This window comes from Pontibacter sp. CAU 1760 (assembly GCF_054482735.1).
In genome coordinates this window covers 58,289-71,502 of sequence record NZ_JBTLRL010000006.1, presented here as the reverse complement: position 1 = coordinate 71,502, position 13,214 = coordinate 58,289, and the positions used below count along the sequence as shown (strand labels likewise).

General features: G+C 52.8%; 5 protein-coding genes. All 5 read right to left on the bottom strand.

Annotated features, from left to right (window positions below):
• Positions 1-48 precede the first annotated feature (48 nt).
• The 5 genes from ACXYMU_RS10160 to ACXYMU_RS10140 all read right to left on the bottom strand — a co-directional run bounded on the left by ACXYMU_RS10160 (position 49) and on the right by ACXYMU_RS10140 (position 13,160).
• Positions 49-1,416, bottom strand: a complete 1,368-nt coding sequence (locus ACXYMU_RS10160; RefSeq protein WP_458986275.1) for a vanadium-dependent haloperoxidase — start codon at positions 1,414-1,416, stop codon at positions 49-51.
• A gap of 53 nt (positions 1,417-1,469) precedes the next feature.
• A complete protein-coding gene (locus ACXYMU_RS10155; RefSeq protein WP_458986274.1) occupies positions 1,470-4,925 on the bottom strand; it encodes a VCBS repeat-containing protein in 3,456 nt (1,151 codons plus the stop codon).
• 50 nt (positions 4,926-4,975) lie between these two features.
• Complete coding sequence (locus tag ACXYMU_RS10150) at positions 4,976-8,314, bottom strand: VCBS repeat-containing protein (RefSeq protein ID WP_458986273.1); 3,339 nt, start codon at positions 8,312-8,314, stop codon at positions 4,976-4,978.
• Between the two features lie 121 nt (positions 8,315-8,435).
• A complete protein-coding gene (locus ACXYMU_RS10145) occupies positions 8,436-9,968 on the bottom strand; it encodes a RagB/SusD family nutrient uptake outer membrane protein (RefSeq protein ID WP_458986272.1) in 1,533 nt (510 codons plus the stop codon).
• A gap of 45 nt (positions 9,969-10,013) precedes the next feature.
• Entirely contained in the window at positions 10,014-13,160 is a 3,147-nt protein-coding gene (locus ACXYMU_RS10140) for a SusC/RagA family TonB-linked outer membrane protein (protein ID WP_458986271.1), read from the bottom strand.
• Positions 13,161-13,214 lie beyond the last annotated feature (54 nt).

The following is a 13,214-nucleotide window of genomic DNA, read 5'->3' as shown; positions in this document are numbered from 1 at the left end:
GCCGCATCGTATTTTCTTAATTCAGACTATCTGAGCCATAGGGGTTCACTATTTGCTGGCAACGGCCGCTGGCTTTGTCGTGCTGCGCTGCTGTGTCTTGAGTTTAGACACTACATATGCGCCTACTTGCCTGCCTTCTTCAGCGCCGTTCACGATGGCTGGCATAAAGTGAATGCCGCCATACAAGCGGCTGATGGCGGCTTCTTCGGCAGCGGCCTGAAAAGACCCAAACGAGCGCACGGGCAAGCCATACTTTACCTCCGTGGAGTCGGCGAAGGAAAACTCAGAACCAAAAAGGTCGGTTAGCACCACAGCTGCTGAATTCGAGATTACGCTATGCCCGCTAGGGTATTCCGGGAAGGGAGGCGTTTGTAACAGCGGCACCCAGTTCTCATCCAGCAGCGCATTGATCACCGACTCCGGTCTAATCCGGTCGCTGCGGTACTTTTCGTCCCAACAGGAGATAAAGCCATCTGCCAAGGCCACCGACACACGGGTATAAGCCTCCAGTGTTTGCATCAGGTCAGCGTTAGCCTTACGGGTAGCGAGACCAGTGATGCCCAGCCAGTGTCCGCCCGGTGTGATTTTCTTGGTGGCGTACATCACATGCCCGGTGGTATGCATCACAAAGGGGTTGCAGTCCCAAAAACTGGCGATTGCCTTCTGCTCTGCCGTCATGCGGGTAGTAACCTCATACACTTCCTTTACCTCCTCGTAAAAGTCGCTGCCTGGGTTCGGGTCATAGGCGACGGGCTTGGCTGGGGCAAACTGGCTGCACGAGTCAATCACGAAGGGGCGCAGCTTGTACCAAAAGGGCTCGATGGCGTCCATGTAGGCGGGTGGGGTTGGCACCCAGTGGCCTCCCTCCTGCGACACGTCGTGCCGGAATCCCCTTGTCTGCCTATACCCATCGGCGTTGGCGTAGGCGATGATGCGCTTAGCTGCTTCCTGCCCATAACGCAGCGAGCGGTTAAACACCTCCTCCGGCACGCCCATCTTGCGGTACTGCGCATACAGGTCATCCTCATACCCATCAAACTTGTCCGATGAAAAAGTCAGTTGGCGGCTCACTGTCAGGAAAGCGTTCAGGCTGGCCAGTGGCAGGCAATAAGTGGAGTCAGCGGCCGGTTCCGGGATTCCTTCAAAATCCGTCAACTGCCCTTTCAGGGACTTGTATTCCGGGTAATCATGGCGCAGCACCTCATACGCGGCAATCTGGGGGTATACATAAATGCGGCTGGCTACCGGCGGCGAAAAAATATCGTGCGTGATCACCTCCGTCAGCTTATCCACGGACCTGTGTAGAAATGCCGGGTTAGCAGCCGCCTGGCTGTAATCCCTGGTTTCCTGCTGCTGGCAGCCAAAGGCACCCAGCAAGGTTAGGAACATTCCGGTGTAGAGGAAAACCTGTTTCATGCTCGAAAGAGTCTTGTGAGTTATATTATTCAGGAACAATTCTATCGCTGCCTTTAGCGGGCGACATTTCGGTGCATGGCCAATTGACTGGCGTTTGCTGCTGTCGGCAACTTTTTGAAAATCTGCAGGGGCTCGTTGTTTCGGGCCACCAGCATCAATTGGCCTGCAGCGGTTTTCAGTTTCCGGATATCCCGTACCTGCCCGTCAAACACAAAACCCGCATCTACCAGGCTGGCCGCTTTAAATTCGCCTTTGCCGTTCCCGTAAAGCAAGCTGCCATAGCTGCCGTCGTAGCGGCCCTGGTACATGCTCACGCCGTATAAATTGCCTCCTGTAATAAGGTCAGGCTTGCCGTCTTGGTTCACGTCGGTTACATGAAAAGCGAAAATCTTGGATACCTGCGCCTCGCGTGGCAAGGCATGCTTCCTGAACTGCCCATTGCCCAGGTTCTCCCAGTACACCGACTCAAAGGTATTCACTTCCAGCACCGGAGCATCTTTCAACTCACCGTCCTTAAACAGCTCCTCCACGCTCTTGCCCGCGTAGCTCTTGTAATCGGTTATGTTCTTGTTGATGAGCGGGAGCTGCTTACCCAACTCATCTTTGGTGGCCACCGGGTACCACTTGTCATGGAGGTTATAAGCAAGCAGGTGGTCCAGGTTTTCGTTATTGTCGATGTCCTTTAAGTACATTCGCAAGGCACTCTGGTTCCCTTTCCTGAGCTTCGTATTCGTTCCCAGGTTTCCGGCAACCAAGTCCATGTCCCCGTCATTGTCGAAGTCGGCTGCCGTGAGTGTCTGCCAGAAGCCCACGGCATTTTGGAGGCCTGTATCGCTTGTCACCTTGCTGAGTTTGTTGCCCTTGTTCTGGTATACCGTCAGCGGCATCCAATCGCCGGCAAGTATCAAATCTGACTTGCCATCCTGGTCATAGTCTACCCAGGCGGCATCCGTCACCATACCCGCTTTGCGTAACTCCGGGGCCAATTGGTCTGTCTTGTCCGTAAAGCGGCCCCTGCCATCGTTAACCAACAGGTATGAGTTTGGCGAAATGCCATACTGGTAGCCCAGCACGCGCCCGCCCACAAACAGGTCCAGGTCACCGTCGTTGTCAAAATCGAAAGGACGCACACAACTCTTGTTATCATACATCGCCGGCAGGGTATGGCTGCGCGTGAAGTTTCCTTTGCCATCGTTCAGGTACAGGCGGTCGAATTGCGCATCCATCTTGCCGTAAAACTCATTCCCTCCGGACACGACATACAGGTCTGGGTGCTTGTCGTTGTTGGCATCGAAGAACACGGCATCAACATCCTCATACAGCGAATCAGCTTGGAAGATGGCTTTGTTGGAGCGCAGGAACTTGCCGTTGACCTGCTGCAGGTACAACGCACCTGGCTGGCGCTTGGCTCCTCCCACATAAAAGTCGTCCAGGCCATCGCCGTTCACATCGGCCACTGCCAACTTCGGGCCTTCGGTAGAGGTCTGAAAAGGGATCAGGCTTTCGCGGTAAAAATCGATGTAGTTGTTTTCCTCGTGCTTGTAGTCCACGAGGTAAGCCTCAGTTACATCCTCATAAGCGGGCGTAGCCTTCTGAAACAGGCTATAATAGGCAGCGACAGGCTGTTGGGCAGCGGATTGCTCCAGCACCAGGGTTGTATTCGCCTTCACGTTGGTTTTCACCTCCACCTGCTGGCTTCCCCAAATCACTACCAGAGTGTCCACCTGGGTCATTTTGCCCAAGCCAAAGTTCAGCACCGGCTCCACCGACGACATAAAGCCGCGGGTAGGCATCAGTTGCTGTAGCTGCGTTTTGCCTTTGCTCTTCAGCAGCACCTTGGCACCATGCCCGAAAAGATTCGCTTTCTCGCCTTTAAGCTTTATCTTGAGGTAGTTGTTGCCGGCAAACTGCTCGCTCCTGTTGCGGTAAATCGTGGCGGGCTCGTTGATGTTGTTGGTGATCAGTTCCAGATCGCCGTCGTTATCCAAGTCGGCATATGCCGCCCCATTCGAGATATTGGGAGCAGCGAATCCCCAGCTCAAAGACTTGTCCTCAAACTGCAGGCTATCGGTGCCTCTGTAGAGATAGTTGTGTACCCTGCCATCCGGCATCATACTCACGCCCTTCTTGTCCAACGATTTTGAGATTTCAGGCGCGTGGTACATGGAGTCCACGGTGGCGAACTTAATGTAATCCATGTTGTTGGGGCGCTTTACGATGCCGTTGGAGATGAAGATGTCCTTGATCCCGTCATTGTCATAATCAGCCATCAGGGTGCTCCAACTCCAGTCAGTGGCAGCTACCCCGGCCATCAGGCCGATGTCAGAAAAGTGTTGCCCGCCATGGCTTAGCTGCAGGCAATTGCGGCTATACTGGTTGAAATAGCCAAACTGCAGCTTGTACAGGTAAATATCAAAGGGATCCTCTCCCATGGAGGTCTTCTCGATCGTCTCGTTCTCGGGGTACATGTCTAGGGTCATCATGTCCAGGTACCCGTCGTTGTTAATGTCCGCCGCGTCATTTCCCATCGAGAAGCGGCTCAGGTGGCGGAAGTGCTTTTTAACGCTTTCCGAGAACGTGCCGTCGCCGTTGTTCAGGTAATAATAATCGTCTTCGTGAAAGTCGTTGGACACGTAGATATCATCCCAGCCATCGTTGTTGAAATCGGCCACGGCTATACCCAGGCCATACCCCATCGCAGCGCCATAGATACCGGCTTTCTCGCTTACGTTCTTGAACTTGCGCACTTCACCGGCCGGGCTCTGGCCTGCGGCGGTTATCAATTGGTTCTCGAACAGGATATCGCCGGCTTCGTTGTCGCGCAGGTTACGGGCGTTCACGCGGTTATAGCTGCGGGAGGTATGCACGGCGTGGTTCAGCAGGTACATGTCCAGGTCCCCATCATGGTCGTAGTCGAAAAAGGCAGCCTGGGTGGAAAAACCCGTAAAGTCAAGGCCGTAGTCAGCAGCCCTCTCGGTAAAGCTCACGTTGCCATCGGCATCCACGCCATTGTTGATGTAGAGTTCATTGGCGCCTTCCAGCCCTTTGTAATCGCCTACGGCACTCACGTAGATATCCAGCAGGCCATCCCCATTCACATCGGCCATCGTTACGCCTGTTTGCCAGTCGGAGTAACCGGCCACGCCGGCTGCCTCGGTGGCGTCCTCAAACTTCAGGTTGCCTTTGTTTAGGTATAACTTGTTATCGCCCTGGTTCGAGACAAAATATAGGTCTGTCTGGCCATCGTTGTTCACGTCGCCGGCTGCCACCCCGCCCCCATTGTAAAAGTACAGGTAACTGATGATGTCCAGTTTGTCCGTTGCTTTCAACTCGTTCACGAATGTCAGGTTAGTTTGCGTAGCGTCGATGGGCTCGAACAGGGCATTCTCAGTTATATCGGCCTCCGACTTACAGCCTGACAGAGAGAGCGCAGACACCAGCAGGAAAACTGCCATGGATGCCAGCCTGCTGTTAAGGTATGCCGCTGTTCGGGTATGGAAAGAATACATAGGTGAGGTGTGCTTAGTAAGCGTAAGGGTTCTGGTTCGTGGGTTGCAAGTTAGGGCTTCTTTAGGCCAAAAGCCTGTAACTTATCGTTGTTCTTGGCTAGCAGCACGTAGGTCTGCCCCGAGGGTCCTGTGAGCCGGTGCATTTTCCGGACCTGCCCTTTCGTGAAGAAACCGGACTCTTTCGGCGGGCGCACCACAAACTGACCATTGCCTGTGCCCTCCAGCAGCAAGCCGTAGTTGGCATCGTAGCGGCCCAACTCCGGCACCACATCAAAGAAGTTTCCGGCCAGCAAAATGTCCAGGTGCCCGTCCTGGTTATAGTCTAGTGTCTCGATGCCGTAAATCGGAGAGTACTGCGCCTCCACGGGCAAGGCCTTCAGGCTAAAGGACATCTTGCCATTGTTGATGAGCAATGAGGAATTGGGGTTGTTCACCTTCTTTACCACGGCTTTCTCCAGTTCCTCAGGCGGCATCAGTTCATGCACCTGCTTGCCGGCATAATCTCCGTACTTCACGAACTTGCGCTTGATGCTCGGCACCTGTTTCTGCAGGTCTTGCTTCAGCACCATCGGGTAGGCTTTGCCATCCTCGGTGTAGCAGCTGATGATCTGCTCAATCGTGCCGTTCGACTCAAAATCGTGCACATAAAGCTCCACGGGTTGCTTCTCACTGGCAGTGATGCGGCTGTTTCGGCCCAGGTTACCCAGCACAAAGTCTACATCACCATCGCCATCCGTATCTGCTGCTTTGATAGTGTTCCACCAACCGGATGAGTTTGGCACTTCGTATTTAGTGGCCAGGCTGCGGCCGCTTTTGTTCGTGAAAATAGCCACAGGCATCCAGTCGCCCACCAGCACTAGCTCCGGGTACTTATCACCGTTCAGATCCGCCCATACCGCATCGGTCACCATACCCAGTTCGTTTTTGGGCAAATAGCGCTTGGTATAGTTCTTGAACCGGCCTGTACCGTCGTTGATGTATAGATAGCTGGCGGCATCGTACCCATACCCGCCAGGCACCATGCGCCCCCCGATAAACAGGTCGAGGTCGCCGTCCTGATCGAAATCGGCAACGGCGATGCACGAAGCATTGGTGTTGATATTTGGCAGGCGGTCTTCTTTGGTGAAATTCCCTTTCCCGTCGTTGATGTATAGCCTGTCCTGCAGCTGGGGGGCGTTGGCCGTAAACTCGTTGCTGCCTGTTACCACCAACAGGTCCAGGTCACCGTCCTTGTCCGCGTCGAAAAACCTGGCCGCCACATCTTCGGAAGCTTTGTCCTGCTCAAAAAGCCTGGAAACCGCCGCTTCGCTGAACGTGCCGTTCTGCTGCTGCACGAAAAGCTTCTTGGCTGCCCCTGCGGCCCCGCCCACATACACGTCTTCCAGTCCATCGCCCGTTACATCGCCCACAGCCATGGCTGGCCCCAAGGTAGAGAACATCTGCTTCAGCAGGGCATCGCGGTTATAGTCCACGAAATTACTCTCCTGGTGCGTATAGTCGATTTTTAGGGCTTGCGTGGCGTCGTAAAATGGACGAGCGGCGTTGGGTACTTCAGGAGTAAAGGTGCGGTCTGCCAACTGGTGCCGGAGGCTAATCTCCTGGTCGGGCTTTACTTGCTGCAGTACCTGCATCTTATCATCGGTCCATACCACCTTTACCGAGTCAATCCTGGCTTCCTTGCCCAGCCCAAAAACCAGCGTCAGGTCTACAGACGACTCAAAGCCACGGTTCGGCATCTGTTGCAGGTATACCGTTTTAGAAGGTTGGTATACGTACACCTTGGCACCGATCCCATTCAGGTTTTGGCCTGTCCCCTGCAGCTTTACGCGCAGGAAATGGTGTTTCAGATTTTCAGTGGATTTGTTCTTGTAGATCGATACCGGGAGGTTCACGTTGTTGACCACCAGATCCAGGTCCCCGTCATTGTCCAGGTCGCCGTAGGCAGCGCCGTTCGAGAAGCCGGGTTTACCCAGGCCCCACGCCGCCGCCTGGTTTTCAAACTGCAGGTTGCCTTTGTTGCGGAAAGCGTAGTTTGGGATTGGCGTGGAAGTCATTTTAGCGATTAGCTCCTTGTTATACGCATAGCCCCCGCCATCCATGGCCTTACGCATCGTTTCTTCGTTACCCAGGAAGTTCACAAAATCCTGGTCCGTCAGGTCCTGGTAAATGCCATTGGCCACGAAGATATCCTTTAGCCCGTCATTGTCCATATCAAACAGCAAGGCGCCCCAGCTCCAGTCAGTCGCGGCCACCCCAGCCAGGCGCGCCACCTCGCTAAAAGTATTATCGCCGTTGTTCAGGTGCAGCATGTTCTGCATGTACTGGTAATGGAAGTCGCGGGAAAGCTTGAGCTGCTGCAGGTCATACCCCTCAAACATGGAAGTCTTTTTCAACCGGATATCATCGCCGGGCAGCATGTCTGTCACGAATATATCCTGGTTGCCATCGTTGTTCAGGTCAGCAATGTCGGCCCCCATCGAGGAAAGGCTCTCGTGCGGCATCCAGTCTTTACTGGCCTCCTTAAAGGTGCCATCCTGGTTGTTGATGTATAGGTAATCGCGCTCGTAAAAGTCGTTGGAGATGAAGATGTCCGGCCAGTTGTCGTTGTTCACATCCCCGATAGTGATGCCAAGGCCAAAGCCGATCAGGCTACCGTAAATGCCAGCATCCGCACTCACATCCACGTACTTGCCGCCATCATTTCGCAAAAGCTTGTCGCCACCCAGTGCATCGCGGCGGCCGCGCAGGTTGGTATAGCCCAGGCTACCGACAGGGTATGAGCTGTTGTTGAGCAGGTATACATCCAGGTCGCCGTCCCGGTCATAGTCAAAGAAAGTGGCATGGGTTGAATAGCCTTCGTCTGCCAAACCATAGGCAGCGGCTTCTTCCGAGAAGGCCGGAATTCCATTCGCGGTGACTCCGGTGTTGATGAAAAGTTCGTTTTTTCGGTTATCGCCGTTTACCTCACCAGCATTGCAGACATAGATATCCAGTCTGCCGTCGCCGTTCACATCCGCCATGGTCACGCCGGTGCTCCAGGCCTGGTTCCCGGCAACGCCCGCCTTCCCAGTGACATCCTCAAACTGAAGATTGCCCTTGTTGAGGTACAGCCGGTTCTGGCCTGTGTTGGCCGTTAAGTAGAGGTCAGGCAACCCATCGTTGTTCACATCGCCGATGGCTACCCCGCCGCCGTTGTAGAAGTTGCGGTAATTGAAGATATTCATCTCCTCCGTGCTCTCTACCTTGTTCACGAAATCCACGTTCGTGGCGGTGGCCGGCAATTCTTCAAACAGGGTGTCTGTCTGCTTGTCTGTCGTTCGTTTGCCACAGGCCAGGCAGGCACAAACGATAAAGGCTACTGTTAAGGGATGTATTGATTTTAGCGCCATTATTCGATTAACTTCACAGGACTGCAATGTGCCTGTTTTTTGTTAAGCTAAAAAAAGAAAGCAAGTTATACAACTTGCTTTCTTGATAAGACATATGTGTGTTTATTAGTTCAACCAGTGCTTAGTAACCCGGGTTCTGCTGTAAGTTCGGGTTGTTAGACATCTGCTGCGAAGGGATCGGGAAAAGCTTGCGCGTAGGGTCCATTTTGGTTTTGAACTGCCAGGTACTGCCCGTGTACTTCCCGAAACGAATCAGGTCATTACGGCGCCATCCTTCCCAGGCCAACTCACGGCCACGCTCCTCCAGCAAAGTCTCCAGCGTCAGGCTGGCCATCGGTGCTACGTCGGCACGAGCGCGCACTTCGTTCACTAAAACAAGCGCCTCCACCGGTCTGCCCAAGCGCAACAGCGCTTCCGCTTTCATCAGCAGCACGTCCGCATAACGGAACACCACCAAGTCGTTGTCCTGGTTCACGCGTGTGTTGTTACGCTGCACCTCATACTTCACGTTACGCACCCCTTCGTTACCGAAAGCCCTCTCTAACGATGTGATGGTAGGCGTGAAAACAAGTTGTCGCTGCTGATTATCCACTGGATCGACAAATGTGATCACCTCGCCGTCGTTGTTCAGCTGCGGGCCAGCCAGCCACATTTCCTTACGCTTATCGTCGTCAGAGAACTTATTGTAAAACTCAGCACGGGTAGCAAAACCGTTCCAAGGGTTGTTTGTCAGGCCATAAACAGTACCCTGCGCATAGTGCAGCGTACGCATGTGCATGTTCATGCCTTCTGCTAAGACCTTATCGTAAGGAATCGCAAATATGTTCTCTTTATAGGTTGCCTCCGTGTTGCCGTTGTTGATGGCAAAGTTCTGAAGGTAATCAGGGTTAAGTTGGTAACCTGCCTGCGAGTTGATGATGGCGTTCGTCGCTTCCAGCGCCTCCTGCCAGCGTGGGGTACCGGTATAAACCTCCGCGTTCAGGTAAAGCTTGGCTAGCAGGGCGTTTGCCGCCCCGCTTGTGAAGCGGCTGTACGTATTCACGTTAGCCTCATCGCGCAAGTTAGGGAGCGCAGCCTTTATTTCGCTCACCACAAAGTCGTACAGCTCTGTGCGGGAGCTTTGGGGTGGGTTACCTGCAGGGGTGTCTTCGGTGATGATCGGTACGTTCCCATACATATCCAACAGCCAGAAGTAACCGAAGGCACGCAGCATTCTGATTTCCGCGATAACCGTTTCCTTGCCCTGCACATTCAGGTCACTGCTTTCCAGGCCAGCTAGGTTTATGTTAGCACCTGCAATTACACGGTAGGCCCATTCCCAGGAGCCGTTGATCTGGCCCGGAGAAACCGGCGTCCACTCATGCTTGGCCATTTGCTGCCAGGCACCGTTGTCATACCAGTCTGGTCCGCGCGTGGGCACCACCAGTTCGTCTGAGGTGGCTTCGTTCAGCACCAGCACTGGGTCGAGGAACCCGCGCAATTGGCCATATGTAGAACCTACTGTCGATAGCAGTTCGTCTTCGTTCGCGGGGAATTTACTGGCCTCCGCCCTGTCAAACACCTCCGCATCCAAATCTGTACAGGCCTGCCCCCCCACCAGTATACTGGCAACTGAGGCAACTGCTAAAATATGTTTTAATCTATTTCTTTTCATACGAAAATCGTTTTTCACTATTAAGATTTTAGAGACTTCCATTCCTTAAAGCGTCAGCGAGAAGCCCAGTGAGAAGGAGCGTGTTCTTGGATAGAAAAGAATCGGCTCTACACCAGGAGAAAGGTTTACACTCACATCAGAACCGCCGTAGATATCACGCGAAGCACCCAATCTTGGCTCAGGGTCGATACCTCTGTAACCTGTGATCACGAAGGTGTTGTTACCTGCAATGAACACAGATGCATTGCTCATGTACTTCCAGAATTGTGGCAGTCTGTAAGACATGCGCCAGTTATCCAGCCGAACAAAATCAGCATCTTCTACCCAGAGGCTTGAGTATGCCGGAGACAAGCCATCTGGTATACCTGTGTCAAAAGCATCTTTGATGACGTTGCTACTTGGGAAGCGGTTCGGGTTAGCAAAAGAAATATAAGGGCCATTTGCAATCTGGTGTCCAACTGCTCCCCTGAAGAGGAAGTTCAAATCGAAATTTTTGTACGACAAGGAATTGCCCCATCCAAAAACAAGGTCCGGGTTTGCATCTCCCAGGTACGTGCGGTCCGCACCAAACGGATCAATTGCGCCGTCGTTATTAATGTCTTTGAAGATGTACTCGTTGTCTGCGCTGAACCCTTCAAATACAGGTCCGAAGAACTGTCCAATAGGCCTGCCTTCCTGCAAAACTACCGGCTGTGCCAATCCACCCTGAGGGCTTCCGAAATCACCGTACGTACGCGGTGAGGATGCGTCATAGGTAAAGATACCGGAGCTAAGGGATACGATTTCGTTGACGTTTCGCGAAAGGTTCACGTTGGTTCTCCATTGGAAATCTGCTTTGTCCATCACAAGGTAGTCCAGGGCTAGCTCGATACCCTTGTTGTTGATCTCTCCCACGTTTGCCAAAAGGCTGTTTGTAACCGCTGTCAGCTGGTCTGAACCATACTTGGTACCGATTGCGATCGGGTAGTCAAACAAGAGGTCTTCGGTGTCTTTGTTATAAAACTCGAGTGAACCGTTCAGGCGGCCATTCAGGAACGCAAAGTCAATACCGATGTTGGTCATTGCCGAAGTCTCCCACTTAAGGTCTGGGTTAGAGTTCTGGCTAAAGTTATAAGCTGTCTGGAAACCACCCTGCGTAAAGTAAGAGCCGCTCGGGCCATACAACAAGCGCGATGCATAATCAGCGATGCCTTCTTGGTTACCCGTTACGCCATACCCAATGCGCAGCTTCAGGTCATCGATGAAGCTCACATTCTGCATGAACTCCTCTTGCATAATTCTCCAACCTACGGATACAGAGGGGAACCAGCCCCAGCGGTTGTTCTCACCAAAGCGCGAAGAACCGTCACGTCGGATATTGGAGGTGAAGAGGTACCTGTCTTTGTATGAATAGGTTACGCGGCCCAGGAATCCGATCAGGATCGCCTCTGATTTGTAAGACCCAACCTCTCTGTTTGTAGAGTTCGTTTCGTCGATGTTCGCATTACCAGCTCCCAGGTTGTTATAACCGAAAACATCAGGGAATCTGCTGTTAGCTGCGTTAAACCCTTCGTTGGATAGTTTCTGATAGGTATAACCACCTAAAGCGCTGAACTGATGGTCACCGAAGTCGCCTGTGTATTGCGCGGTGAGTTCGGTTAGCTTGTCAATTACTTCGCGCTGCTCTCGTCTGGCAATGGCAGTATTGTTGCCACCTGCCACAAAAGAACTTGGCTGGAAAAAGCCGTATAGCCTGTTGAAGTTGTTGATAGAAGAGTTCACGCCGAACCGCAAGCCTTCTACTGGCTCCAGATAAACCTTGAGGTTAGCCAGGGTTTGCTTCTCGCGCGCCTCATTGGTTAACTGCTCCATTCTGGCTACCGGGTTCTCCAGTCTGAAACCACCCGGGATTCGGTTGCCGTTGAACATGTCGAAATTCTCAATGCCTGGCTGCAGGTAGGTGCCGTTGTCGTTGAAAACAGGAATGGTTGGATTAAGCTGACCGGCTGCCAGAAAGGAGAAGTAGTCTACGAAATTCTTGTTGCTCACTTGCTGTGATAGCAACAGTTGCACCTCCAGCTTGTCATCCAATGCTTTCTGAGACAGGTTCAAGCGGGCATTCAAACGGTCAAAGCCAGAATTCAAAGCAATACCCGGCTGGTCCAGGTATACCACCGAGCCACGGTAGTTAAACTTATCGGTACCACCGGAAACCGCTACGTTGTAGTTTTGGCTGTATGCCTTGCGCGTGATTTCGTCGAACCAATCGGTACGTGCGCCATAGTCATTTGCGCTTCGGTCTATGCCCAGTTCGTCTAACTTCGCCACATACTCACCTGGCGATAAGAAAGGAATCGTGTTAGACACGGCTTCCATACCTACATAGCTACTTAGCTCTACCGTTGTTTTGCCTGCAGTACCGCGCTTGGTGGTGATAATGATTACCCCGTTAGAACCTCTTGAACCGTAAATAGCGGCAGAAGAAGCATCTTTTAGGATGTCCATGGAGGCAATGTCTTCCGGTGCCACCGTGTTCAGATCAGCACCAGCTACCCCGTCAATAACGATCAGTGGTTCGCTGTTCGCGCTTAAGGAAGAAGTACCCCTGAGACGAATGGTTGGGCGGTTATTGGTGGGGTCACCACCGCTCGAAACTACGTTCAGACCGGCCACCTTGCCCTGCACCGCCTGCATCGGGTTGTTGATTACACCGGCGTTCAGGTCTTTGGCGTTTACAGTAGCTGTTGCACCGGTTACGTCTGCCTTCTTCTGCGTACCGTAACCCGTTACAACAACCTCTTCCAGGGCCTGGGCATCGGTTGCCATGCGCACGTTCACCACGGCGCGATTGTTAATCGGAATCTCCTGCGTTTTGAATCCAATAAAGGAAACCACCAGGGTTCCGCTTCCACTTGGTACATTCAGGGTAAAGTTACCGTTCACATCGGTGGCGGTACCCACTGAAGTTCCTTTTACCACAACGGTGGCACCAGGTACGCCTGTGCCATCCTCGCCGGTTACTTTTCCTTTTACTTCGGTACCCTGCCGGGTAGCCAACACGTTCATTTCATAGTTAGCCAAAGGAGAAGCGTATGCTGCCCCTTGAGACAGGCATAGCGCTGCTACCAGAATGGCGAACTTTTTCTTGGATGGTAAACTACCTGAATGCGTGCTCTTGTGCAGCACCTTCGGTGTAGTGTAATCTTTTCTCATACAATGGCTTTAAGATGGTGAAACATTTGTCTCTGGGATAAAAGCATTATGCGT

What these genes read in the sequence shown, in the direction of transcription:
- ACXYMU_RS10160 (WP_458986275.1), bottom strand. Translation starts at nt 1,416, where the DNA reads ATGAAACAGGTTTTCCTCTACACCGGAATGTTCCTAACCTTGCTGGGT.
- ACXYMU_RS10150 (WP_458986273.1), bottom strand. Translation starts at nt 8,314, where the DNA reads ATGGCGCTAAAATCAATACATCCCTTAACAGTAGCCTTTATCGTTTGT.
- ACXYMU_RS10140 (WP_458986271.1), bottom strand. Translation starts at nt 13,160, where the DNA reads ATGAGAAAAGATTACACTACACCGAAGGTGCTGCACAAGAGCACGCAT.
- ACXYMU_RS10145 (WP_458986272.1), bottom strand. Translation starts at nt 9,968, where the DNA reads ATGAAAAGAAATAGATTAAAACATATTTTAGCAGTTGCCTCAGTTGCC.
- ACXYMU_RS10155 (WP_458986274.1), bottom strand. Translation starts at nt 4,925, where the DNA reads ATGTATTCTTTCCATACCCGAACAGCGGCATACCTTAACAGCAGGCTG.